The sequence below is a fragment of the Aquabacterium sp. genome (assembly GCF_030652515.1).
In the GTDB taxonomy this organism is placed as follows: Bacteria; Pseudomonadota; Gammaproteobacteria; order Burkholderiales; family Burkholderiaceae_C; genus Aquabacterium.
The window spans coordinates 1-21,240 of the sequence record NZ_JAUSAR010000142.1 but is presented as its reverse complement, the minus strand read 5'-3'; the positions used below and the strand labels follow the sequence as shown (position 1 = coordinate 21,240).

At 62.3% G+C, this 21,240-nt stretch carries 27 protein-coding genes; 12 read left to right on the top strand and 15 right to left on the bottom strand.

What is annotated here, in order from left to right:
• The 5 genes from Q7V20_RS16820 to alkB all read left to right on the top strand — a co-directional run bounded on the left by Q7V20_RS16820 (position 1) and on the right by alkB (position 5,650).
• Positions 1 to 1,497, top strand: coding sequence for an efflux transporter outer membrane subunit (locus tag Q7V20_RS16820; RefSeq protein ID WP_304793739.1), 1,497 nt, complete (start codon positions 1 to 3; stop codon positions 1,495 to 1,497).
• Positions 1,498 to 2,124: 627 nt separating this feature from the next.
• Entirely contained in the window at positions 2,125 to 4,104 is a 1,980-nt protein-coding gene (locus Q7V20_RS16815) for an ATP-binding cassette domain-containing protein (RefSeq protein WP_304793736.1), read from the top strand.
• 22 nt (positions 4,105 to 4,126) lie between these two features.
• Positions 4,127 to 4,585: a MarR family winged helix-turn-helix transcriptional regulator gene (locus Q7V20_RS16810; RefSeq protein WP_304793732.1), complete on the top strand. Its 459-nt coding sequence runs from the start codon at positions 4,127 to 4,129 to the stop codon at positions 4,583 to 4,585.
• Between the two features lie 135 nt (positions 4,586 to 4,720).
• Positions 4,721 to 4,984 (top strand): hypothetical protein, encoded by a 264-nt coding sequence (locus Q7V20_RS16805; protein ID WP_304793729.1) that lies wholly within the window; start codon positions 4,721 to 4,723, stop codon positions 4,982 to 4,984.
• A gap of 30 nt (positions 4,985 to 5,014) precedes the next feature.
• Positions 5,015 to 5,650, top strand: coding sequence for a DNA oxidative demethylase AlkB (gene alkB / locus Q7V20_RS16800; protein WP_304793727.1), 636 nt, complete (start codon positions 5,015 to 5,017; stop codon positions 5,648 to 5,650).
• On the opposite strand, the gene Q7V20_RS16795 is transcribed toward alkB, so the two are convergent.
• The 6 genes from Q7V20_RS16795 to Q7V20_RS16770 all read right to left on the bottom strand — a co-directional run bounded on the left by Q7V20_RS16795 (position 5,627) and on the right by Q7V20_RS16770 (position 10,896).
• Complete coding sequence (locus Q7V20_RS16795) at positions 5,627 to 6,529, bottom strand: DNA-3-methyladenine glycosylase (protein ID WP_304793724.1); 903 nt, start codon at positions 6,527 to 6,529, stop codon at positions 5,627 to 5,629. The two genes, alkB and Q7V20_RS16795, sit on opposite strands and share 24 nt — an antisense overlap.
• Positions 6,516 to 7,175 carry a 2OG-Fe(II) oxygenase gene (locus Q7V20_RS16790; RefSeq protein ID WP_370652487.1) on the bottom strand — a complete coding sequence of 220 codons (660 nt, stop codon included), beginning with the start codon at positions 7,173 to 7,175 and terminating at the stop codon, positions 6,516 to 6,518. Before Q7V20_RS16790 ends, Q7V20_RS16795 begins: the two co-directional genes overlap by 14 nt.
• Before the next feature lie 50 nt (positions 7,176 to 7,225).
• A complete protein-coding gene (gene ada / locus Q7V20_RS16785) occupies positions 7,226 to 8,269 on the bottom strand; it encodes a bifunctional DNA-binding transcriptional regulator/O6-methylguanine-DNA methyltransferase Ada (RefSeq protein WP_304793721.1) in 1,044 nt (347 codons plus the stop codon).
• A 42-nt stretch (positions 8,270 to 8,311) separates the two neighbouring features.
• On the bottom strand, positions 8,312 to 9,052 hold the full coding sequence (locus tag Q7V20_RS16780) for a 1-acyl-sn-glycerol-3-phosphate acyltransferase (RefSeq protein WP_304793719.1): 741 nt from the start codon (positions 9,050 to 9,052) through the stop codon (positions 8,312 to 8,314).
• Positions 9,053 to 9,127: 75 nt separating this feature from the next.
• The gene (locus Q7V20_RS16775; RefSeq protein WP_304793716.1) at positions 9,128 to 10,168 is read right to left on the bottom strand and encodes an ATP-binding protein; all 1,041 of its coding nucleotides are present in this window, start codon (positions 10,166 to 10,168) and stop codon (positions 9,128 to 9,130) included.
• Positions 10,153 to 10,896: a response regulator gene (locus Q7V20_RS16770; RefSeq protein ID WP_304793713.1), complete on the bottom strand. Its 744-nt coding sequence runs from the start codon at positions 10,894 to 10,896 to the stop codon at positions 10,153 to 10,155. Before Q7V20_RS16770 ends, Q7V20_RS16775 begins: the two co-directional genes overlap by 16 nt.
• A gap of 187 nt (positions 10,897 to 11,083) precedes the next feature.
• On the opposite strand from Q7V20_RS16770, the gene Q7V20_RS16765 reads away from it, so the two are divergent.
• Entirely contained in the window at positions 11,084 to 11,686 is a 603-nt protein-coding gene (locus Q7V20_RS16765) for an EF-hand domain-containing protein (protein WP_304793710.1), read from the top strand.
• A gap of 81 nt (positions 11,687 to 11,767) precedes the next feature.
• On the top strand, positions 11,768 to 13,021 hold the full coding sequence (locus tag Q7V20_RS16760; RefSeq protein ID WP_304793707.1) for an MFS transporter: 1,254 nt from the start codon (positions 11,768 to 11,770) through the stop codon (positions 13,019 to 13,021).
• Between the two features lie 17 nt (positions 13,022 to 13,038).
• On the opposite strand, the gene Q7V20_RS16755 is transcribed toward Q7V20_RS16760, so the two are convergent.
• Together Q7V20_RS16755 and Q7V20_RS16750 are read right to left on the bottom strand one after the other, a co-directional pair.
• On the bottom strand, positions 13,039 to 14,127 hold the full coding sequence (locus tag Q7V20_RS16755; RefSeq protein ID WP_304793704.1) for a hypothetical protein: 1,089 nt from the start codon (positions 14,125 to 14,127) through the stop codon (positions 13,039 to 13,041).
• 134 nt (positions 14,128 to 14,261) lie between these two features.
• Positions 14,262 to 14,804 (bottom strand): PadR family transcriptional regulator, encoded by a 543-nt coding sequence (locus tag Q7V20_RS16750; protein ID WP_304793702.1) that lies wholly within the window; start codon positions 14,802 to 14,804, stop codon positions 14,262 to 14,264.
• Between the two features lie 63 nt (positions 14,805 to 14,867).
• Between Q7V20_RS16750 and Q7V20_RS16745 the strand changes: the two genes are divergently transcribed.
• On the top strand, positions 14,868 to 15,248 hold the full coding sequence (locus tag Q7V20_RS16745; protein WP_304793699.1) for a YbaN family protein: 381 nt from the start codon (positions 14,868 to 14,870) through the stop codon (positions 15,246 to 15,248).
• Here the strand turns inward: Q7V20_RS16745 and Q7V20_RS16740 are convergent.
• The 4 genes from Q7V20_RS16740 to Q7V20_RS16725 form a co-directional block, all read right to left on the bottom strand.
• Positions 15,245 to 16,102: an alpha/beta hydrolase gene (locus tag Q7V20_RS16740; RefSeq protein ID WP_304793696.1), complete on the bottom strand. Its 858-nt coding sequence runs from the start codon at positions 16,100 to 16,102 to the stop codon at positions 15,245 to 15,247. The two genes, Q7V20_RS16745 and Q7V20_RS16740, sit on opposite strands and share 4 nt — an antisense overlap.
• A 108-nt stretch (positions 16,103 to 16,210) precedes the next feature.
• Positions 16,211 to 16,846 carry a DUF642 domain-containing protein gene (locus Q7V20_RS16735; protein WP_304793693.1) on the bottom strand — a complete coding sequence of 212 codons (636 nt, stop codon included), beginning with the start codon at positions 16,844 to 16,846 and terminating at the stop codon, positions 16,211 to 16,213.
• A gap of 93 nt (positions 16,847 to 16,939) precedes the next feature.
• On the bottom strand, positions 16,940 to 17,377 hold the full coding sequence (locus Q7V20_RS16730) for an RDD family protein (RefSeq protein WP_304793691.1): 438 nt from the start codon (positions 17,375 to 17,377) through the stop codon (positions 16,940 to 16,942).
• An 82-nt stretch (positions 17,378 to 17,459) separates the two neighbouring features.
• Positions 17,460 to 18,362, bottom strand: a complete 903-nt coding sequence (locus tag Q7V20_RS16725) for a LysR family transcriptional regulator (RefSeq protein WP_304793688.1) — start codon at positions 18,360 to 18,362, stop codon at positions 17,460 to 17,462.
• 114 nt (positions 18,363 to 18,476) lie between these two features.
• Between Q7V20_RS16725 and Q7V20_RS16720 the strand changes: the two genes are divergently transcribed.
• Positions 18,477 to 18,938, top strand: a complete 462-nt coding sequence (locus Q7V20_RS16720; protein ID WP_304793685.1) for a PACE efflux transporter — start codon at positions 18,477 to 18,479, stop codon at positions 18,936 to 18,938.
• Between the two features lie 31 nt (positions 18,939 to 18,969).
• Here the strand turns inward: Q7V20_RS16720 and Q7V20_RS16715 are convergent, their stop codons facing one another.
• From Q7V20_RS16715 to Q7V20_RS16705, 3 genes are read right to left on the bottom strand one after another with little or no spacing between them, the layout of a single operon-like run.
• Positions 18,970 to 19,170, bottom strand: coding sequence for a hypothetical protein (locus tag Q7V20_RS16715; RefSeq protein WP_304793682.1), 201 nt, complete (start codon positions 19,168 to 19,170; stop codon positions 18,970 to 18,972).
• On the bottom strand, positions 19,163 to 19,426 hold the full coding sequence (locus tag Q7V20_RS16710) for a Txe/YoeB family addiction module toxin (protein ID WP_304793679.1): 264 nt from the start codon (positions 19,424 to 19,426) through the stop codon (positions 19,163 to 19,165). Before Q7V20_RS16710 ends, Q7V20_RS16715 begins: the two co-directional genes overlap by 8 nt.
• A complete protein-coding gene (locus Q7V20_RS16705) occupies positions 19,423 to 19,665 on the bottom strand; it encodes a type II toxin-antitoxin system Phd/YefM family antitoxin (protein ID WP_304793677.1) in 243 nt (80 codons plus the stop codon). Before Q7V20_RS16705 ends, Q7V20_RS16710 begins: the two co-directional genes overlap by 4 nt.
• 118 nt (positions 19,666 to 19,783) lie before the next feature.
• Between Q7V20_RS16705 and Q7V20_RS16700 the strand changes: the two genes are divergently transcribed.
• The 3 genes from Q7V20_RS16700 to Q7V20_RS16690 all read left to right on the top strand — a co-directional run bounded on the left by Q7V20_RS16700 (position 19,784) and on the right by Q7V20_RS16690 (position 21,050).
• Entirely contained in the window at positions 19,784 to 20,149 is a 366-nt protein-coding gene (locus Q7V20_RS16700) for a transcriptional regulator (RefSeq protein WP_304793674.1), read from the top strand.
• Entirely contained in the window at positions 20,139 to 20,420 is a 282-nt protein-coding gene (locus tag Q7V20_RS16695; RefSeq protein WP_304793671.1) for a DNA-binding transcriptional regulator, read from the top strand. The genes Q7V20_RS16700 and Q7V20_RS16695 overlap by 11 nt, the downstream gene beginning before the upstream one ends.
• Before the next feature lie 156 nt (positions 20,421 to 20,576).
• On the top strand, positions 20,577 to 21,050 hold the full coding sequence (locus Q7V20_RS16690) for a YbaK/EbsC family protein (protein ID WP_304793669.1): 474 nt from the start codon (positions 20,577 to 20,579) through the stop codon (positions 21,048 to 21,050).
• The last annotated feature ends 190 nt before the right edge of the window (positions 21,051 to 21,240 follow it).

Below are 21,240 nucleotides of genomic sequence, written 5' to 3'. Positions count from 1 at the left end.
ATGAATCCCCAAAACAACATGATGCGAACCAGCCTGACCCTGGCGCCCTTGCTGGCCGTGCTGGTGCTGGCCGGTTGCGCTACCGCGCCCACGCCACCACAAGCCAAAATCGACGTGCCCGCCAGCTTCAAGGAAGGTGCGCCCGATGCCGCGATCTCCGCACCGCCAGGCCAATGGAAAGCGGCCGAGCCTGCTGAAGCACAAGCACGCGGCCAATGGTGGCTGGCCTTCAACGACCCTGCCCTGAACCAGTTGCAGGAACAGGCGATCGCGGCCAACCCCAACCTGGCCGCAGCAGCCGCACGCGTCAAAGCGGCGCGCGCGGCCTTGAGCAGCAGCCAGGCCGACCGCCTGCCCCAGGTCGGCGTCAACTTTGGCGTGGGGCGACAAAAGTCCAGCGCGGTGGACCAGGGTTTGCCAGCGGGCACCTCACCCGGCCCAGCCACGGCCTGGCGCTCCGGCCTCACGGCCAGCTACGAGGTGGACCTGTTTCAGCGCGTGACCAACAGCGTCAACGCCGCCAGCTTTGACGCGGCCGCCACCGAAGCGGCTTACCGCTCGGTGCTGCTGGCCTTGCAAGCCGATGTCGCGCAAACGTATTTTCAACTGCGGACACTGGATGCCGAAGTGGCCCTGCTGGACCGCACCCTCGGCCTGCGCAACGAGAACCTGCAGTTGACCGAAAAGCGCTACAAGTCCGGCGACATCTCCGAGTTCGACACGGCCCGCGCCCGCACGGAGTACAACACCACCTTGGCCGAGTCCCGTGGTTTGAAGGGCACCCGCGCCCAGGTTGAGCACGCGCTGGCCTTGCTGTTGGGCCAGGCACCCGCCGTGTTCACCGCACCTTCGGCACCTTTGACTGCTGAATCTGTCGTGCCCCCGGTGCCCGCTGGCCTGCCCTCGGCGCTGCTGGAGCGTCGGCCTGACGTGGCTGCGGCCCAAGCGCAAATGATGGCATCCAACGCCCGCGTTGGCCTGGCACGTTCCGCCATCTTCCCCGCCTTGAACCTGACCGCCGATGGTGGCTACGCTTCTTACGAGCTGTCCGACCTGTTCAAGTGGAATGCCCGGACCTGGCTGGTCAACGCGGTGCTGTCGATGCCGTTGTTCGACGGCGGGCGCAACAAAGCCAACATCACGCGAGCCGAAGCCTCGTTGGAAGAATCGGTGGCCAGCTACCGCCAGACCGTGCTGGGTGCTTTTGGTGATGTGGAGGACAAGCTGTCCACCCTGTCGGCCGTGCGCAGCCAGACCGAGGCGCTGGATGCCGCCGTGGTGTCGGCACGCCGTTCGGCCGAGTTGGCCGACAAGCGTTACCGCGCTGGTGAGGACAGTTATCTGACCTTGATTGACACGCAGCGCAGCCTGCTGGCGATTGAGCGTCAGGCTGTTCAGTTGCGTGGTTCCTGGGCCACATCCACCGTTGGTTTGATCCGTGCGCTGGGCGGGTCCTGGGTGCCTGCTGCTGCGCCTGTGGTGGTCAGCAAAAGCTAGTGCGCTTTTGCTGGTAGCGCGGGGCGAGGGCTGGGGCGGTATCCGTCAGGGCTTCAGGTGGGTGGTCCCGCCTTTGGCGTGACTGCCTTCGATGCTCTGGCCGAGGTGGGGCCGTGGAACTCGTTTCGCGGCCTGCGGCCGCTGCACTCAAACAGCCACGGCCAGTCAGATGACGATGCGCGCTACCGCGCGCCCACCTCGGCCCTGTGCGTCTCAGCACCCACCCAGGCGCCCCGCCGGATACCGCCCCAGCCCTTGTTTCGCCCCGCTGGTGGTGTGGCATGGTCCCTGCGGCCATCGCACAGGCTGATGACACGCCACCAATCCTTCGTGCCACGCCACCAGCGAGGCGATCAGGGATGAGGCGCAGGCTGGCAGGGCGACTTCGGGGGCGTCGAGGAGCGCAGCCCGGGGCGGAAAAAGGATCGTCCGTTGTTTGAGCCGAAGGCGAGTTTCGGACGATCCCCGCCCCGGGCGAGCACCGCAGAGCAGTCCGCCGCGAAGCGGTGGACCGCCACCATAGGAGCCCTGCCAGCCTGCGCCTCATCCCCGCCTCGCGCTCCCCCAAAAAGCGCGCTTGCTACACTCCCGCCGCCATCCCCGTCCCGAACCTGAGTCTCCGCTTCCATGATCGTCATCAAGAATATCTCCCTGCTGCGTGGCACCAAAGCTGTTTTGCAGCAGGCCAGTGCCACCCTGCACCCTGGCGAAAAAGTGGGATTGATCGGCCGCAACGGCGCAGGCAAATCCTCCCTGTTCTCTCTGCTGGCAGGCCGCCTGCAGCCCGATGCTGGCGACGTGGAAATTCCCGCATCGTGGTTGAAGCCCGGCGGCCTGGCCGAAGTGGCCCAGAACATGCCGGAAACCGAAGACCCGGCCACCGAATACGTGCTGCAAGGCGACGCACGCCTGATGCAGGCCCGTGAAGAGCTGGACCGCGCCGAGCAAGCCGAAGATGGCAACGCCATGGCCGAGGCGCACGCCCTGCTGGCCGAAGTCGGCCACTTCGACGCCCCCGCCCGCGCCCAAGCCCTGCTGCTGGGCCTGGGCTTCGCAGTGGAACAGTTAGAAGCCCCCGTCAACAGCTTCTCCGGCGGCTGGCGCATGCGCCTGCAATTGGCCCGAGCGCTGATGTGCCCTTCGCAACTGCTGCTGCTTGACGAGCCCACCAACCACTTGGACTTGGACGCACTTGTCTGGCTGGAGGCTTGGCTGCAAAAGTACGAAGGCACGATGATCGTCATCAGCCACGATCGCGAATTCCTGGACGCCATCACCAAGGTCACCCTGCACCTGGACGAGGCCAAGCTCACCCGCTACACCGGCGGCTACACCGCATTTGAGTTCATGCGCGCCGAACGCATGAGCCAGCAAACCGCCGCCTTCTCCAAGCAGCAAGACCGCATCGCGCATTTGAGCAAGTTCATCGCGCGCTTCAAGGCCAAAGCCTCCAAAGCCAAGCAGGCGCAAAGCCGCGTCAAGGCCCTGGAGCGCATGGAAAAGATCGCCCCGGTGCTCAGCGCCGCCGATTTCGACTTCGAGTTCCGCGAACCGCAAAGCCTGCCCAACCCCATGCTGGCCATGTCCGACCTGGTTTGCGGCTACCGCTCCGAGGAAGGCCAGGACACGGTCATCGTGCACGACATCAACCGCTCGGTCATGCCCGGCCAACGCATCGGCATCCTGGGCGCCAACGGCCAGGGCAAGTCCACGCTGGTCAAAACACTGGCCCACATGCAGCCACCCATCTCCGGCACTGTGACCGAGGGCAAGGGCCTGAGCATCGGCTACTTCGCCCAGCAAGAGCTGGACGTGCTGCGCCTGGACGAAGGCCCGCTGGAGCACATGGTGCGCCTGGCCCGCACCCTGGGCCCCCAAGGCCGCGAACAAGAGTTGCGCGACTTCCTGGGCAGCTTCCGCTTCACCGGCGACATGGTCAACCAGCCCGTCGGCCTGATGAGCGGTGGCGAAAAAGCCCGCCTGGTGCTGGCCCTGGTCGTGTGGCAGCGCCCCAACCTGCTGCTGCTCGATGAACCCACCAACCATTTGGACCTGACCACCCGCGAAGCCTTGAGCATGGCGCTCAACGGCTTTGAAGGCACCGTCATGCTCGTCAGCCACGACCGCGCCCTGCTGCGCGAGGTTTGCGACGAGTTCTGGCTGGTCACGCATGGCGGTGTCCAACCTTTTGACGGCGACCTGGACGACTACCAGAAGTGGCTGCAAGAGCAAAGCAAGCAAGTAGCCCAAGCCGCCAAGAAGGCGCGCGACCAAGGCAAGCAGGCTGCCAAGCAACAGCAGATCAAGGCTGCGGCCAAAGAGTCGTCGGGCGACGAACGCAAGGCCCACCAAGCCGCCCGCCAGAAACTGCTGGAACAGGCTAAACCCCTGAAAAACGACCTCAAGAAGGTCGAGCAGCAAATGGCCACCTTGACCACCGAGCGCGACGACCTCACCACGGCACTGGGTGACGCCAAGCTGTCAGCCGCAGCCCGTGCCGACCAGGGCAAGCGCCTCAAAATCGTCAGCGACCAGGTCGAGGCCCTGGAACACCGTTGGATGGAACTGAGCGAATCCATCGAAAAGCTCAATCCCGACGCGGCTTAGGCTTGCTCGCTACCATAGCGTCATGCCAGATGCCACCCCCACCAGCCCATCAAACGACCTGCTGAGCCTCGATCGCCAGCTTTGCTTTGCCTTGTACTCGGCATCGCTGGCCATGACCAAGCTCTACAAGCCGCTGCTGGCGCCCCTGGGGCTGACCTACCCGCAGTACCTGGTGATGATGGTGCTGTGGGAGCACGCCGACCTCACCGTCAATGACCTGGGCAAACGCCTGCAGTTGGATTCGGGCACCCTCACGCCCTTGCTCAAACGGCTGGAAGCGGCAGGCCTGGTGCAACGCCAGCGCGATCAGGAGGACGAGCGCCGTGTGCGCATCACCTTGACCGCATCAGGCCGATCGCTGAAAGAACAGGCCCAGTCCATTCCCCCGGCCGTGGCATGCCAGTTGGACATGACCTCTCCTGAGTTGATGTCCTTGCGCACCACCTTGACCGACTTGCGCGACCGTTTGAACCCCGTTTGAAACGTGACATACCCACGTTAATGTTCTGGAAATTCGCGCCGCCCCTGTGCATGAGGGGGTTCCACATCCCCCATGCCTGCCTGGTTCTGAGAACATGAACACATTGTTACCAATGGGCCAGTCGTGGCAACGGACATGTGGATCCCGGAATCGCTGTACAAACTATTGCCCTTCATCTACGCCCTGGTTGGCGCAGCCCTGATACCCATTTTTGGGTTCAGCGGCCCCAGCATGTGCAGTGCCATCTTGCTGTTGGCGGCATCGGTGCTGACCACCTTGTGGCGGTACCGGTCTCAAGATGAAGCGCCCAAGGCGGCTGCCAACCCCAGCGTCCGCGACGAATGGGAAAAGCGCAAAGAGCGCCGCACTGAAAACATGCCGCTTGACGGCTTTCAGTAACAGGCCCAGCCCCCCGTAAACTGTGCGGTCATGAGGCCGCCATCATCCCTGTTTGAACCCGAGGCCCCTTGCATCGAGCTGGCCGAGGGCTTCTTTTTGCTGCCTGCGTTCATTGACACTGCCGCCCTGCTGACGCAGATCGACCTGATCGCAGCCCAGACGGCCTTCCGCCACATGCAGGTGGGGGGCGGCAAGCGCATGTCGGTGGCCATGACCAACTGCGGCCCTTGGGGCTGGACATCGTCAAGCTCGGGCTACCAATACAGCCGCACCGACCCACTGACCGATCGCCCCTGGCCCGCCATGCCGGACAGCTTCATGGCCTTGGCACAGAAGGCTGCAGCCACCGCAGGGTTTGGGCATTTCGAGCCCGACGCGTGCCTGGTCAACCGCTATGCCAGCGGCGCTTCGCTGGGCCTTCATCAGGACCGGGATGAGCAAGACCTTGGGCAGCCCATCGTGTCGGTGTCCATTGGCGCAGCAGCCACCTTTCAGCTAGGCGGACTGAAACGATCAGAGCCCCTGCGCACACTGCCGCTTCATGATGGCGACGTGCTGGTCTGGGGCGGCCCATCGCGCCTGCGTTTTCATGGCGTCCAGGCGCTCAAGCCCACGGCAGGTGGGCCAGATACCCGCCACAACCTAACCTTCCGCAAAGCGAAGTGAAGCCCACAGGTGCGCCGCCACCAGCGAGCGCCAGGGCGCGAACTGCCTGAGCCAGGCCTCAGCCTGCGCGGCAGACACTTTGTCGGCCTGCGCCAGTACGCGCTGCAAGGCATTGCGCACCGCCACATCGCCATGCAGCGATCCGTCCGCGTGGCCAAAGCCCCGCAGCAGGGTGTAGTTGACGGTCCAGGGCCCCACGCCCTTGATGGCCAACAGCGCAGCCTCCATGGCGGGCACGGCCAGTGGCACGGCCATCCAGTCATCCAAAGGCAGCTGGCCCCCACTGGCCAAACGGCTGATGGCCAGGATGGTCTGCGTCTTGGCCACCGAGAATTTGGCCTCTCGCAGTTGCGCTTCATTGAGCTGTGCCACGCCCTGCGCATCCGGATGGCACCACAAGCCGCTTGAATGCTGTCGGCCGCCCAGCAGGATCAACCTGCGGCGAAGTTGAGACGCCACGCCCACGTTGATCTGCTGCCCGGTCACGGCCCAGGTCAGGGCTTCAAAAGGCGTGGCGGCCATGGGCACGCGCAGGCCGCTTTGGGCCAGGATCAGCGCGCCCAGCTCGGGGTGCTCGCCATGGCAGGACTCGAACGCCGCCACGTCCATGCGCAAGCCCAGCAAACGCCTGGCCAGGGCATCAAAGTCCGCCATTGAAGCGGTGGCAGCGGGCCCATCGATCAACAGACTGCATCGCGCCTCAGCGTCATCCAGTCCGATCTCGACCACGGCCGCACAACCCTGCAGCACGATGCCCTTGTGGATGCACTGGCCATGCACAAGCTCCGCCGTGGACTGCGCATCGCGCCCATGGAAGGCCAGCACATCGGCATGCCGGTAGTTGCCCGGCAAGGGGATCACGCACTCAAGTCGCGTCATGAAAAATCACCCCGATGGTGAACCGCTGGCCTGAGGTCAATTCACTCACGCCATGCCGCAGGTTGACGCGGTAGCTGCCGCGTGTGCCCTGCACGGGCCGGTGGTGCACCGCGAAGATCACACCCTCCCCTTGCACCAAAGGCACCACGTGGGGGCGGCTCTGCATGCGCGGCCTTTGCTCCACCAGCACAAACTCACCACCCTCAAAATCCTCGCCCGGCCGCGACAGCAAAAAGGCCACCTGCAGAGGGAACACATGCTCGCCATACAAGTCCTGGTGCAGGCAGTTGTAGTCGCCTGCCTCGTACTTCAGGATCAAGGGCGCGGGCCGGATCTGGCCCGCCTCATGGCAGCGCGCCAGCATCGACGACAAATCCTTGGGGAAACGCGTCGTAAGGCCCATGACCTCGTTCCAGTGGTTGGCCACGTGCACCAGCGGTGGGTACAAGCTTTCACGCAAGGTGGCGATCACCTCGGGCAAGGGGTAGTCAAAGTATTGGTATTCGCCCCGGCCAAAACCATGGCGGCCCATGACCACACGGCTGCGGAACAGCGCTTCGTGGTCATAGCTATCAGCCAAAGCCGTGCACTCATCCGCGGTCAGCAGCGGCCCGGTCGTGGCGAAGCCGCGCTGCTCCAGCGCCATGTGAATCCGCTCCCAATCCAGCGCCGCCACGCGCGCCTGCAGTGCCGTGCTCAAGACTCGCCACCTTCCCGGCGCAGCAACTCGGCCTTGCGCGCCAGGCCCCAGCGGTAGCCTGCCAACGCGCCACCCGTGCGCACCACGCGGTGGCAGGGAATGGCCACGGCGATGTCGTTGTTGGCGCAGGCCGAGGCCACAGCCCGCACCGCTGTTGGCTGGCCCAGGCGTTGGGCCAGCTCGGTGTAGCTCAAGGTCTGGCCGCAAGGGATGTCCTGCAGCGCCTTCCACACACGCCGCTGGAACACGGTGCCCTGCACATCCAGCGGTAAATCCAACGAGCCGGTGGGTTGATCCAGATAGCGCAGGATCTGAGCGACCCATTGCTTGAACGCCAGGTCGCCTGCTTCGAAAACCGCCTTTGGAAAGCGCGCTTGCAGGCGCCCCAGCAACGCTTCCTCGGTGTCGGCAAACTCGATGGCGCAGATGCCGCGCTGCGTGGCAGCCACCAACATCAATCCCAATGAACAAGGCTCGATCGTGTGCCGAATCCGCTCGCCCGCACCGCCTTGCCGGAAGCTGCTGGGCGACATGCCCAGGTTCGCACCGGCATCCTCGTAAAACCGCCCGGAGGAGCTGAAACCCGCGTCGTACAAAGCCTCGGTCACGGATGAAGCGTCCTTCAAGGCCGTGGTCACCCGCTTGGCCTGCACCGCCTTTTGGTACTGCTTGGGTGTCAGCCCCGTGGCCGCTTTGAAAATGCGGTGAAAGTGGTGCGGGCTCAGGCCCACCTCGGTGGCCAAGTCGTCCAGCGACAAACCCGATTCGCTTTGCTCGATGGCCTGGCAAGCCTGCAGCACCAACTCCTGGCGTGCATGCGCTTGCGACATCCCATCGGGCTTGCAACGCTTGCAGGCCCGATAGCCAGCACTGGCGGCCTGCACCGTGGTGTCAAAAAATTCAACGTTCTGCCGCTTGGCCGGCCGGGCCGGGCACGAAGGTCGGCAGTAAATGCCGGTGGTCTTCACCGCGAACACGAACTCGCCATCCAGCTGTTGATCCTTGGCCAGCACAGCGGCCCAGCGCGCTTCATCCCCCATGACAACACCCCATCGTTGGTCAGAAGGCCTCAGTATTCGCGCTCAGTGCTGGCCGCGCACTCCGCCTCTTGCTTTCAAATTCGCATCATCTGCGGCTGCGATCTCGCGGTCCATGTTCTGGATGCATTCTTGCATCTGCGCACGGCAACGCTCGATCAGCGCGGGCATGTCGTCCAGGCTCAGCCCCGCGGTCGGGATGGGCGGCAGCGAGCGCACCTTCACCGTGCCACTGTGCCAGCGGTTCAGGTTCATGTGGTTCTTGTAGTTGCTGGCGCACAGCGGGATGATGGGCACGCCCGCATTGATCGCCATCTGGAAGGCGCCCTTTTTGAAAGGCAGCAAGCCCTTGCCCAAGTTGCGCGTGCCCTCGGCGAACACCCAGATCGAGGTGTCCTTGTGCTGCAGGGTCTCGGTGGTGGTCAGCATGGCCTGCTTGGCCTGCTCTGCATTGGCGCGGTTGATCAGCACATTGCCCGCCAGCCAGTAGATCTGGCCAAACAGCGGTACCCACTTCAGGCTCTTTTTGCCGATGGTCACGGTGCGCTCGGGCACCAGGCTGCCCAGCACGAACAGGTCGTAGTTGGACTGGTGGTTGGCCACGATCACGCACGAGCGCTGGTGCTGCATCAAGCCCTGGGCATCCATCTCCAGCTTCAGGCCCAGGATGCGCAAGGCCGGCACCGAATAGATGCGCGCGCACAAGCGGCTGTTGTCCGGGTTGAATGGCCTGCATACACCGATCAGCATGCCCAGAACGCCCGACACCAGAAAGTGCACAAACATCAAAAGCATACGCACGGAATAAAGCATCAGTTCGCCCATCAAGTCACTGGCGCGAAGTGTACGCGCCCGGCGAGGTCACCCAGGCTTGGCGACGCGGGGCAAGCTCAGGCGGGCCACCAGCCCCCCGGCGGCGGCATTGCTGAGCTGCAACTGGCCCTGATGGTGCCGCGCGATGTCATGCGCGATCGACAAGCCCAGCCCCACCCCGCCGTGCTGGCGGTTGCGCGAGCCCTCCACCCGGTAAAACGGCGCCATCACCTTGTTCAACTCGCCTTCGGGCAAGCCAGGGCCCCGGTCGTGCACCTCGATGCGCAGGCTGTCTGGCGTGTCGACCAGCCTGATCTGAGCGCATTCGCCATAGCGGATGGCGTTTTCCACCAGGTTGACCAGGCAGCGGCGCAAGGCCGAAGCCTGGGCCAGGAGTGGCGCAGCCGATCCCACCACGGTCACCTCGTGGCCACCAGCCGCATGGTCTTCGCGGATGCTGTCCGCCAGCGCATCGATGTCCAGCAGCACCCAAGCCTCCGGGTCGGCGGAGCCACGCAAATAGTCCAGCGTAGAGCGGATCATCTCGTCCATCTCGACGATGTCTTGCTGAAACTTGCGCCGCTGTTCGGGGTGTTCGATGCCCTCGGCCCGCAGGCGCAAACGGGTCAATGGCGTGCGCAGATCGTGCGACACCGCGGCCACGAATCGGTCACGGTCGCTCAGCTGCTGCTGGATCTGCGCCTGCATCTGGTTGAACACCTGGGTGGCTTCGCGGCACTCCTTGGGGCCTTGCATCTGCAAGGGCGGGCGGCCGATGTCATGGCCCAACTCCAGCGCAGCCTGGGCCAAACGCTTGATGGGCTGCGACACCCAACTGGCGCCCACCCACGCGGCCAGGGCCACGGCGGCCAGGCGGATGGCGATGTCCAGCAGCAAGCCCAGGTGCATCATTGGCGGGGGACCGCCCACGTCATCGGGGTGATGGCGTGGCGGCATCGGCCGCAACTCGAACATCATCGTCAAGGCCAGCACATGGCTGATCAAGGCGGTCACCAGCAACAGCAGGGCCAGCCGGCCAAACAAGGTGGCGGGCATCAGGCGCCTGGCCGCCATCAGTGCCCGGCCCATGACACCTGCCCTTGCACCGTCTGCACATTGAACACATAGCCTTCGCCACGCACGGTCTTGATCATGGTCGGATCGCGCGGGTTGTCGTCCAGCTTCTGCCGCAGGCGTGAGACCAGCAGATCGATGCTGCGCTCCACCGAATCCATGGACCGGCCGCGCGCCTGCGCCATCAACTGATCGCGGGTGAACAAACGCCGGGGCGTTTTCAGAAAGGTGGACAGCAGTTGGAACTCGGCATTGGAGAGCGGCACCACCAGGCCCTTGGGCGAAGTCAGGCGCCGTTCGCTGCGGTGCAACTCCCAGCCATCAAAGCGGATGAAATCGCTGGCCACGTTCGCTGCGACGTCGTCTTGCCCGCCTTTCGCGCGGCGCAGCACGGTGTGGATGCGCGCCACCAGCTCGCGCGGCTCAAAGGGCTTGCTCATGTAGTCGTCGGCGCCCATTTCCAGGCCAATCACCCGGTCGATGGGGTTGCCGCGCGCCGTCAGCATCACGATGGGGATCCGTGACTTGCTGCGCAGTTCATTGGCCAGGGCCAGCCCATCCACACCGGGCAATTGCAGGTCCAGCACGATGAGGTCGATGTGGTGCTCGTCCAATTGGCGGCGCATGGCCGTGCCATCACCTGCCGAGTGCGTCACAAAGCCAAAGTTGGCCAGGTAATCGCACAGCAGTGAGGTGATGCCCTCGTCGTCGTCAACAACCAGGATGTGGTGAGTTTGGTTCATGGCGGTGGGTTCCAAAAAGTACTTTAGGGCCACACCACCCTGCAAAGCGCTTCAACAAGCGTGCAAATGCCCCACTGTTCATCGGCTACGGGGCGCTGTGTACCAAGCCTGGTACACAGCAGCAATGCTGCGAAGACATCGTCGCCCAAGAATCCAATCACCTCAACCTATCAGTAAAGGATTCACCATGAGCAGCATCAGCGGGGTCAGCAGCAGCGCAAGCGCCTGGTCCGCCATGAGCACCTCTCGCGCCTCACGGCAACAAGAGATGTTCAACAAAGTCGACAGCGATGGCAGTGGGGGCGTCGATGCCACCGAGCTGCAAAGCATGCTCGACGACATCGCCAAGCACACCGGCACCAGCAGCACCACCACGGCGGCCGATGCGCTGACCAAGATGGACAGCAATGGCGACGGCAGCCTGGATTCGTCCGAGATGGAGGCCGGCATGAAAAGCCTCATGCCCGAGCCCTCTTCCACCATGGCGTTCGCGCAAGCGCGCAATGGCGAGGGCGGCCCGAAAGGCGCAGGCGGGCCACCGCCAGCATCGGGCGGCTCGTCATCCACCGACATTGACCCCTTGGACACCAATGAAGACGGCACCGTGTCTGAACAGGAACGGGCCGCTGGCGAGATGAAGAACGCCATTCAGAACCTGTTGAAGGCCGCCGCCACCGATGGCGACAAGAAGATCGGCACCAGCGACATGGTGCTGAAGGAATACGCCAAGGCGGCCAGCAACGCGGCTTCATCGCAGAGCGCGGGCGCCACGCTCAGCGTGGCGGCTTGATGAGGTGATGCTTCACGGAACCGGTGCTGCGCGGCATGACCCAAGCAAGCACCGGTTTTGTGCCCTCCCGTAAAATTGGGCATGAGCAGCACGACCACCCCCAATCCGACCCAGGATTTCCGGACCATCGGCCTCATCGGCCTGGCCCACGGCACCTCGCATTTCCACCACATGCTGCTGCCGCCGCTGTTCCCCCTGTTCATCCGGGATTTCGGCCTGAACTACTCCGAGCTGGGCTTGCTGGTCACCCTGTTCTTCGTCATCTCTGGCGTGGGCCAGGCGCTGGCCGGTTTTCTGGTAGACCGCGTGGGCGCGCGCCCCGTGCTGTTGGCCGCCCTGGCTTGCTTTGTGGCGGCGTCGCTGGCGGCCGCCACGGCGCACAGTTACCACGGCCTGATGCTGGCGTCCGCCCTGGCTGGCCTGGGCAACGCCCCCTTCCACCCAGCCGATTTCACCATCCTCAACAAGCGCGTGTCCGCACCTCGCCTGGGCCATGCCTTTTCCATCCACGGCATCTCTGGCAACCTGGGCTGGGCCTTGGCGCCTGTGTTCCTCATCGGCATCAGCACCTGGGCGGGCGACTGGCGCACCGCCTACCTGGGCACAGCCTTGATCGGCCTGGGCGTGCTGGCACTGCTGCTGCTCAACCGCGATGCCATCGACGACCGCCAAGGCAGCTGGGGCCATGAACACAAGGCCACCTCCACACAGCAAGTCGCCAGCGAACACCCCATGGCCTTTTTGAAGCTGCCCTCGGTGTGGCTGTGCTTCTCATTTTTCTTCTGGACCACGGCCGCGCTCAGCGCCATCCAGAGCTTCGCCAGCCCAGCCCTGGGCAGCATGTATGGCCTGCCAGTGTCGACCACCGCCTTCGTGGTCACCGGCTACATGCTGTTCGGCGCGGCAGGCATGGTGTTGGGGGGCTTTTTGGTGGCCCGGGTGGCGCGGCTGGAACGCACCATCGCCGCCGCCATGAGCGTGGCCGCCGTGCTACTGCTGTTGACCGCCACGGGCTGGCTGCCGCCCTACATCGCCGTGGGTGCAACCGCATTGGCCGGTTTTGGCACCGGCCTGGCCGGCCCCTCGCGTGACATGCTGATCAAGCGCGCATCGCCCCCAGGCGCCACCGGCCGCGTCTACGGCACTGTTTACTCAGGGCTGGATCTGGGCTTTGCCGTGGCAGCCCCCATCTTTGGCGCCATGCTGGACCACGGGCACCCCAGCGGCATCTTCTACGGTGCGTCGTTCGTGCTGGTGCTGGGCATTGCCTCAGCCAGCCTGGTCGGGCTGCGCATCGCGCGTGGCGCTGCCACCAGCCGGCCCGCTTTGGCGTAGTCGCAGCTGCCTGAGAATCAAGAAAAGTATTGCTTGAAAAATGATCCCGCCAAGTTACCAACGATCCCTGCGTATTCAGCAGAGTCTACCCGCCGGTAACTGGCCTGGATGTGCTTGACGTGTTTTAAAAGAGCTTTGGCTTCTTTTTTATAAACCTCTCTGAAATTCGGCTCGTTTTTTTCAAAAATCGGCTTCAACACACTCTTCAATGTCGATGGGAATGCAGCTACCAACTGCTGATCGCCTACGGAGCCAAGAGGGCAAATGGCATAGGCGCCCCCTTTGGTCATCTGCTCTTCGGTCTTGAAAATATCACTCATGTCCGAAACGTAGGCCGCTTTCAAAAGTGAATATTCACAGTATTCATTTCTGGTGATGGCATTCATGGACAGAGACTTCTTGGATGGCATTTCAAGCCCGATCAGCCCCAGCAGGTGAGTCGCGGGGCTTTTTTCGGACCGATATTTTCTTTCCTTCAAGATGGACAATATTTTATCAAGCGATTTTCCGTCAAGCGCATAAAACCCCACCTTGTCCGAGAAAACTGAAAACCAGATGTCTTTTGCCAAATCTGCCTTGCCTTCCGGCTGAAGAATGGTTTGCAAGTATTGATAAAGCGCGCCGACAAACCCTTTTTCCACCTCCTTGATGAGCCGGAACATTTCTGTTTCCAACCACGCATAGGCCGCCTTGTAAATTTTTTGAACTGCATCAGCAATGGGTTCAACGTGATGTTTTAGGGCTGAAGCCGTTTGCAGCTCAAAGCCGCTGTAAAAGCCAGCACCATTGAACTCCTTCACGCCCGTTGAACAAAGATTGATCGCCGATTTCCTGACGTCAAGGATGCATATCTCAAGCCTGGGCTCCGTGGAAAGATTCTGAAAAGAAATCAAATACAACTGCCCATTGAAGAAAAATTCATGATTCCCAGCCATCCGGAAACTGGAGAATTCTGAAAAGTAATTCAAAATGCCTGCGTAGACGATGTCCTTGATTTCATCTTCAATGGCTTGCGCGTTCTTCATCAGGCCACCCAGCGTGATGCCTGCGTACTTTGATGAAAGCGCCCGGTAAACCGCATTCACCGGATCCGAGAAAATTTTCATGGGTCCTCCCAATGCCGCCTGGCCAGCCCTGTCCCAAATCAAGATTGATCCTACAACCGAGCTGTCCAAAATCAAGCATTTTTCAGACCAAACAGCGCAAGGTGAGCTGGCCTTGCATCGCCAGCTGGCGCGGATCAGGCGGTTAACCGCAGGACGGCGATCGCCTCTCGCGACCAGGTGATCCAGCTTTCCTCGTACATGATCCCGGTCTTCAAAATCATGTGCTGGATCTGCGCCTCGCGCGACAGGGGCTGCTTGTCCGCCCCAAAATCGCGCTGCTCGATGGCGCGGTAGGCCTGCAGCTTGGCCTGATGCAAAGCCAGCCGGCGCTCCAGCTCGATGTCCAATCCCAAAGGCCCCACGACGGCATCGGCGCGCAGGCGCACCATCAACTCGTCACGCATGTCCATGGGCGCGGCGGGCTCACGCGCCCAACGTTGCAACTCCTGCTGGCCATCGCTCAGCACGCGGTAGATGCGCTTGCGCGTTTTGCCCCCATCGGGCGCCGCTTCAGAAGCGATCCAGCCTGCCTTTTCCATGCGGGCCAGCTCGCGGTAGATCTGCTGGTGGGTGGCGTGCCAGAAAAATCCGATCGACTTGTCGAAGCGCCGGGCCAGGTCGTAGCCGGACGAGGATTTCTCAAGCAGGGAGGTCATCAAGGCGTGGGACAGGGACATGGGCTTAGTCTAAGACGCCACAGAGGTAGACTTTGGCCATGCAGGCCGATTTTGGAGACCTCTTTGCTGATTGAGACACGCCGGTGGCTATGGCGAGGGCTGGCGGTGCTGTGCCTGGCCCTGGGCGTGATTGGCGCGTTCCTGCCGGTGATGCCCACGGTGCCTTTCGTTCTGGCCGCGGCCTGGGCCGCTGGCAAAGGGTGGCCCGCGCTTGAAGCGCGCTTGCTGAACCACCCCACCTACGGCCCACCCATCATTCACTGGCGTGAGCATGGCGCCGTGCCCACCAAGGCCAAATGGCTGGCCTGTTTCATGATGTCGTGCAGCGCCATCATGCTGTGGTTTCTGCCCATCCCCGATTGGCTGAGGTGGGGCGTGTACGGCACGTTTGTGGTCGTGGGCCTGTGGTTGTGCACGCGGCCCGCACCGCCCGCCGCCGCTTAAGAACTCACCGGCAAGCGCTGATCAATCCAGCCCTGGATGTCGGCCATGACCGCCTCCTTGCCCGTGTCATTGAGCAGGTCATGGAAGTGGCCTTCGTACAGCCGCAGCGTCTTGTCATTGGCGCCCACCGTGCCATAGAAAAACTGGCTGCCAGCGGGCACCGTGGCCTTGTCCACCGTGCCATGAAGGATGAACACTGGCAAGGTGATCAGCGGAAACTCCTTTTCAAGGCGCTCATCGGCCCGCACCAACGCGGCCACCGTCGCCGCCGGTTGGATCTCGTTGTGGATCAGGGGATCGCTGTTCAAGGCCTGCACGGCGGCTGGCTCGCGCGAGAAGTCCTCGTTCTTGAGTTTGAGCACGGGCAAGTGCGGCGCCACATGGCTCACGCCCTTGATGATGCCCAGCGCAAAATCGGGCGCGGGCACCTTGAAGGCAAAGCTCTCGCAGATCAAGCCGGCCAGTTCGGCCTGGTAGTCCAAGGTGTAGGTGCACGACACCACGCCACCCGCGCTGTGGCCCAGCAAGAAGACGGGCAAGCCCGGTTCACGCGATTTGGCCAGGTTCACCGTGGCGGCCAAGTCGCCCACGTATTCGGCAATGTCTTCAACGTAAAAGCGTTCGCCCTCTGATTTTCCCCGGCCACGCAGGTCCAGCCAGTAAACCGCAAAGCCGTGGTCCACAAACTGTTCTGCCGCCCACAGGTATTGGCCCCCGTGTGAGTTGACGCCATGGCAAATGACGACCACGGCGCGCGGAGCCGTGGCCGGGCTCCATGAGCGCACGAAGATGTTGAGCCCATCCAGGCTCTTGATGGTTTCTTCAGTGGGCGCACTTTGAATGTCTTGAGTCATCGCTTGCTCCTGCTGCAAAAACAGCTCGTCATGTTGGCCAAAGCACCAAGACACAGCGTCGTGGCTCTGCCAACCCCAGGCGCAAGCAATGACCGCGCCGCCTCTCGCTTAACGCCGCTTGCGCTGATGGGCGCAAAGCACCGCCACACCCGCCAGCACAAGCACCGATGACATGGGCTCGGGCACGGCGGTCAAGGTGGCGCTGACGTTGTCCAGCCCGATGTAGTTCACGCCCGAAGAGCCGACGAACGAGATCGTGGTCGCTGAAGCGCTGGCCACAAAGTCGAACGAAAACAGTTGCCAGTCGTTGTTCGTGCCTGTGGTGGGGCTCGCGAAGTTGAAGGACTGCCCCGCAGCGCTCACCGTCAAAGCGGATGGCCGCCCCCAACGGTTAGAACTGCCGAGGTAAAACTCAACGGTGTACTCGTAGCCCGGCGTGGTCAGCACGGTTTGCTGCACGCCGCTGAACGGCGCACCCGCGGCATAGTCAGACAGGTCCAGAAAAAAACTGCCATCTTGCGCGTCCAGCCCCCACGGATCGCCCACGCCGATCCAGGCCAACGAGTCATTGACGATCTGCCATCCAGAGATGCTGGTCGCGCCAGGATTGAGCGTCATCGTCTGGCTGCCTTGTGGCGCGAACGTGCCGGATTCAAAGCTGCCGTTGGTGATCAGGTTGGCGTGAGCGACGCTGCAGACGAGGCAGGCCAGCCCGACGGCAGTCGATTTGAGATGCGATGGCATTTGAATCCCCCTGTGGATGCTTGGGCCGATCAGTCTGTCATTTCAAGAATTGGGCTGACAACCCCTAGCTTGGCACCTCCGGCGGCCGGGATGTCAGCGCTTGATCACCACCGTGCCCGCCAGCTTGTCATGCCAGCCCTGTTTGCGCGCATCAAATGCCACCCACAAGATGCCCAGCCCAAGGGGCAGCAGCGCCACGAAGTAGCCCAGATACCGCAGTAATGACTGCCCGACCGACAGCGTGCCCCCTGTTTTGGCATCCACCACTTTCGCTGAGATCGCCATCTTTCCGGGGGTGGCCTGCTTGCGCAGCCAGAACGCGATGGAAATCAGCGCGGGCAAAAACCAGGAAATGATGAAATCGGCGGGGCCCCTGATGAAACTGGCCTCCGCATCCTGCTCAAAGTAAGCCAAGCCGTAAATGGCCACCAGCAATGGGCTTGTGACCAGGAGGATGAGGATGGAGTCGATCAGTGCGGCGCCAACTCTGGGCCAGAAGCCAACGTATCGAATCTCGTCGGCGGCGTACACGTCGGCCACTGGCGCGCTTGGTGGGGTGAATGGGTTGGTGGTCATGGTGGTGTTTGGTGGGATGGGATGGTGCCGGTTCAGCTCAAGGCCGCGGATGGGCCTGGCGCATCAGCTCAATGTAACGCTGCGCGCCCAGACCCAGCGGCCGCTCCTTGATCCACACCACGTCGGCCCACAGGCGCACCTGATTCGACATGTTGGCAAAGCCAATCTCCACCAGCGTGCTCGGCCCCATGTGCGGCGTGGTCAGCGAGCGCGGCAGGTAAGCCCAACCCAGGCCCGACTGCACCAGGCTCAGCGCCGTCTGCGGATTGTCGGTGCGCCAAACCTGGCGGGACAGCAGCAGGCGCGGGTCCACCTGCTCCTCGTCGCGGCCCACCACCACCACCTGGCGCAGATCAAGCAAGTCGGCCGGGCGCAGGCGTTTGTTGGCAGCGCCCAGTGTGGCCAGCAAAGGCGGCGCGATCACGGCGGTGAGGGTTTCGCTGCTGAACTCCTGGAAGCCCTCCTTCTCGTCAATGGCCGTGCGCTCGAACACCAGGGCCAGTTGCGCACAGCCGCTGTGCAGCATCTGCAAGGCATCGGCCTGCGGCGCGGTCAGGATCTCGACCTCCAGCGCGGGGAACTCCTGCGCCAGCACCGCCAGCGGCGCCTGCCACGCAGCGGTCAGCAACTCGGGCGCGATGGCCATGCTCAGGCGCCGCTCCAGCCCCCGGTGCAATGACAAGGCGTGGCCCTGCAACATGCGCAGTTGATGGGCCAGTTGCCGCGCGGCGGGCTCCAGCGCCTTGGCCGCTTCGGTGGCCGTGGGCTCGCGGCCCGTGCGGTCAAACAAGACCAGGTCCAGCTCGGCCTCCAGCTGGGCAATGGCCATGCTCACGGCCGAAGGCACGCGGCCCAGCGTGCGCGCGGCGGCCGAGAAAGAGCCCTGGTCCAGCACAGCCAGGAAGAGGTTCACGTTGTCGCTGTCAAATCCGGTCTTCATGCTGGCCTGGTCTATCAATTTTTCTGAAACATTCTAACTTTTATCTTCAGAAACAGAGATATACATTCGAGGCCTCACCACAGTCGGCCACGATCCGATCACAGGCACCCTGATATGCAAGGACTCAAGCGCAAGCTGGTTTATGTCACCCTTTTCGAGCTGATCGCCATCTGCATGAGCAGCACGCTGCTGGCGCTCATCTCAACGCGCGATTCGTTCGTGTACGCCGGCATGGCGGCGCTGGCATCGTCGGCCATCGCGCTGGTGTGGAACCTGGTCTACAACTCGGCGTTCGAGTATTGGGAGGCGCGGCAGGCCAAGAAGGGCCGCGGGCTGCTGCGCCGCGCGGCGCACGCCTTGGGCTTTGAGCTGGGCCTGGTGCTGCTGCTGGTGCCGCTGTTCGCCGTGCTGTTGGGGCTGAGCCTATGGGATGCGTTTGTGTACGACCTGGGGCTGATGGTGTTCTTCATGGTCTACACCTTCTTGTTCAACCTGGGGTTTGACCATGTGTTTGGGTTGCCGGCTTCGGCCATGCCAGCACCAACGGCTGAGGCCTGCCAAGCGGCGCAGCATTGATCTGATGAGCTGAAGCCCACCAAGTTCGGCTTTATCGCCCGCCAGATTGGGCAGAGCCTACTTGTGCGATGCGTTCGCGGACTTCAGCAAAGACTGTCTCGGCCGCAACACCTTGCCCACTGTCTGCACCTTTTTGAATGTCTGCGCGCAGGGCTTCCAAAATACGCGGCGCATCACGCATGACTTCACTGGGGCTGGCATCGCCCACTTGCATTTTTTGAGATTCACTCATAGTGCGACCACATGCGGAGAACTCTCACGGTTTTCTGATCTTGAAACACTTCGTACACGAGGCGATGCTGAATGTTGATCCGCCGCGAGTAGGCTCCCGTTAGATCGCCCACCAGCTTCTCGTACGGCGGCGCATTTTGAAAGGGGTTCTCTTTGATGACGGCCAACAACTCTTGGGTTTTGGCCTTCAGGCCACTGGCAACCAGCTTCTGAGCGTCCTTTTGCGCGTGCTTGGCGTAGACGACTTCCCAACTCACCAGTCAAGCTCCTTGGCGCTGTCTTCGACAGATTCGGCCATGCCTTCTTTGATGGACTCGCGCATGCCCGGCACCGAGAGCAGATGGAGGGTTTCCTGAATGGCCTGCCAATCTTCTGCCGCCAGAAGCACCACGTCATGGCGCTTGCCAGTGATGGTGATGGGCTGGTGTGACTCCGCCGTTTCATCCATCAGGCGATAGAGGTTCGCGCGGGCTTCGCTGGCAGTCAGTGTTTGCATGATGAACTCCTAGGCTGAAAAGCGTACGTTAATCAGTACGAAGCGTCAAGTGCAAAGGTAGTGTTGGCCACAATGCACGCATGAGCCTTGGCGCAATTGGTTGAGGCGGAATGGGTGGATGTGGCGCAGCAGTACTTGCAAAAATACGGCAATGCCGTACAATTCGTCTGTGAGAACAGTTGCTGAAACCGCTATCTTCCAGCGCTATGCCAGCGAAGTCTGGTCGGAAGTCGAGCGCGTTGAGTTCATCAATTGGATCGCCGCCAATCCTGAGGCAGGTGACGTTATCCGAGGCAGCGGTGGCTGTCGAAAGGTTCGTTGGAGTTCTGCAGGGCAAGGTAAACGCGGGGGAGCCAGAGTGGTGTATTTCAACGCGAGCACCGAAATCGTTTGGCTTTTGATCGTCTATAAAAAAGCCAAATTCGACAACCTCCCCACGTCATTTTTGGGGGAGTTGAAGCAAGGAGTCGAAGATGCCATCTGAAATGGAAAAATTCCAACGCGATCTGCTTGAGTCAGTTCAGCAGATGAAACGCGGCGAAGCCGCACGCACCACTCAGGTCAAGCTACCCGAAGCCGCCGAAGCAAGAGCAAAAATGGGCCTTTCTCAGCAAGCATTCGCCTTGTTGCTTGGCGTGTCGGCTCGCACGCTTCAAGACTGGGAGCAAGGTCGCAGATCTCCCACTGGAGCAGCCAAAATGCTGCTTCGTGTGGCTGTCGCCCACCCAGAGGTTTTACGCGAATTGCGCATTTAAGCAGAGGCGCAAGTTCAACACCGTGCAATAGCTTGCCCACTGTCCGCACCTTGTTGAATACCTGCTCGCAGCACTTCCAAAGCACAGCCAAGCGCTCCTTGAGCGCACCAGTTGGGCCATCGGTCTCGGCATTGCCCGGCGGGCCACAATGCGCGCATGAGCCTGCAATCCGTCCAAGCCTTCCTCAATCAACACGCGCCCGACATCACCATCCTGCAAACGCCAGAGCCCACCGCCACCGTGCTGGACGCGGCCCGCGTGCACGGCGTGGCGCCCGCGCAGATCGCCAAGACGCTATCACTGTGGCTGAAGGACGAGGTGATCCTGCTGGTGATGGGCGGTGATTGCCGCCTGGACAACCGGCGCTTCAAGGAACACTTTGGCAGCAAGGGCAAGATGCTGAATGCCGAGGAGGTGGTGCAGTGGACCAGCCACCCGGTGGGTGGGGTGTGCCCGTTTGGCTTGCCGCAACCGTTGCGCGTGTTCGCGGACGTGTCGTTGAAGCGGTTCGAAGTGGTCCTACCGGCGGCAGGCGCCGTGAATGCAGCGGTGCTAATCGCGCCGATGCGTTTGGCTCATTTGATCGAAGCGCAGTGGGTTGATATTGCAGAGTGTTCGTCAAACGGTTGAATCAAACCCACCGGGGTGGATGCCCTGTCCCCGGTGGTCGAGACCGTCTTTAGTCGGCCTTGCAAAATTCAATTTGAGGCCATAACTGCATGATCGCGGGCCTGCCCTAGCTCTGAGACGAACCATGCGGCCAGCACGGCCAGCCATAAAACAGGCGCAAAAAGGGCCTTCAGGCCCTTGCGGGCGATGG

What these genes read in the sequence shown, in the direction of transcription:
- Q7V20_RS16815 (WP_304793736.1), top strand. Translation starts at nt 2,125, where the DNA reads ATGATCGTCATCAAGAATATCTCCCTGCTGCGTGGCACCAAAGCTGTT.
- Q7V20_RS16720 (WP_304793685.1), top strand. Translation starts at nt 18,477, where the DNA reads ATGCAAGGACTCAAGCGCAAGCTGGTTTATGTCACCCTTTTCGAGCTG.
- Q7V20_RS16765 (WP_304793710.1), top strand. Translation starts at nt 11,084, where the DNA reads ATGAGCAGCATCAGCGGGGTCAGCAGCAGCGCAAGCGCCTGGTCCGCC.
- Q7V20_RS16795 (WP_304793724.1), bottom strand. Translation starts at nt 6,529, where the DNA reads ATGACGCGACTTGAGTGCGTGATCCCCTTGCCGGGCAACTACCGGCAT.
- Q7V20_RS16805 (WP_304793729.1), top strand. Translation starts at nt 4,721, where the DNA reads ATGTGGATCCCGGAATCGCTGTACAAACTATTGCCCTTCATCTACGCC.
- Q7V20_RS16700 (WP_304793674.1), top strand. Translation starts at nt 19,784, where the DNA reads ATGTGGCGCAGCAGTACTTGCAAAAATACGGCAATGCCGTACAATTCG.
- alkB (WP_304793727.1), top strand. Translation starts at nt 5,015, where the DNA reads ATGAGGCCGCCATCATCCCTGTTTGAACCCGAGGCCCCTTGCATCGAG.
- Q7V20_RS16770 (WP_304793713.1), bottom strand. Translation starts at nt 10,896, where the DNA reads ATGAACCAAACTCACCACATCCTGGTTGTTGACGACGACGAGGGCATC.
- Q7V20_RS16780 (WP_304793719.1), bottom strand. Translation starts at nt 9,052, where the DNA reads ATGTTTGTGCACTTTCTGGTGTCGGGCGTTCTGGGCATGCTGATCGGT.
- Q7V20_RS16775 (WP_304793716.1), bottom strand. Translation starts at nt 10,168, where the DNA reads ATGGGCCGGGCACTGATGGCGGCCAGGCGCCTGATGCCCGCCACCTTG.
- Q7V20_RS16820 (WP_304793739.1), top strand. Translation starts at nt 1, where the DNA reads ATGAATCCCCAAAACAACATGATGCGAACCAGCCTGACCCTGGCGCCC.
- Q7V20_RS16725 (WP_304793688.1), bottom strand. Translation starts at nt 18,362, where the DNA reads ATGAAGACCGGATTTGACAGCGACAACGTGAACCTCTTCCTGGCTGTG.
- Q7V20_RS16755 (WP_304793704.1), bottom strand. Translation starts at nt 14,127, where the DNA reads ATGAAAATTTTCTCGGATCCGGTGAATGCGGTTTACCGGGCGCTTTCA.
- Q7V20_RS16735 (WP_304793693.1), bottom strand. Translation starts at nt 16,846, where the DNA reads ATGCCATCGCATCTCAAATCGACTGCCGTCGGGCTGGCCTGCCTCGTC.
- Q7V20_RS16810 (WP_304793732.1), top strand. Translation starts at nt 4,127, where the DNA reads ATGCCAGATGCCACCCCCACCAGCCCATCAAACGACCTGCTGAGCCTC.
- Q7V20_RS16715 (WP_304793682.1), bottom strand. Translation starts at nt 19,170, where the DNA reads ATGAGTGAATCTCAAAAAATGCAAGTGGGCGATGCCAGCCCCAGTGAA.
- Q7V20_RS16790 (WP_370652487.1), bottom strand. Translation starts at nt 7,175, where the DNA reads ATGGCGCTGGAGCAGCGCGGCTTCGCCACGACCGGGCCGCTGCTGACC.
- Q7V20_RS16750 (WP_304793702.1), bottom strand. Translation starts at nt 14,804, where the DNA reads ATGTCCCTGTCCCACGCCTTGATGACCTCCCTGCTTGAGAAATCCTCG.
- ada (WP_304793721.1), bottom strand. Translation starts at nt 8,269, where the DNA reads ATGGGGGATGAAGCGCGCTGGGCCGCTGTGCTGGCCAAGGATCAACAG.
- Q7V20_RS16760 (WP_304793707.1), top strand. Translation starts at nt 11,768, where the DNA reads ATGAGCAGCACGACCACCCCCAATCCGACCCAGGATTTCCGGACCATC.
- Q7V20_RS16690 (WP_304793669.1), top strand. Translation starts at nt 20,577, where the DNA reads ATGAGCCTGCAATCCGTCCAAGCCTTCCTCAATCAACACGCGCCCGAC.
- Q7V20_RS16740 (WP_304793696.1), bottom strand. Translation starts at nt 16,102, where the DNA reads ATGACTCAAGACATTCAAAGTGCGCCCACTGAAGAAACCATCAAGAGC.
- Q7V20_RS16705 (WP_304793677.1), bottom strand. Translation starts at nt 19,665, where the DNA reads ATGCAAACACTGACTGCCAGCGAAGCCCGCGCGAACCTCTATCGCCTG.
- Q7V20_RS16695 (WP_304793671.1), top strand. Translation starts at nt 20,139, where the DNA reads ATGCCATCTGAAATGGAAAAATTCCAACGCGATCTGCTTGAGTCAGTT.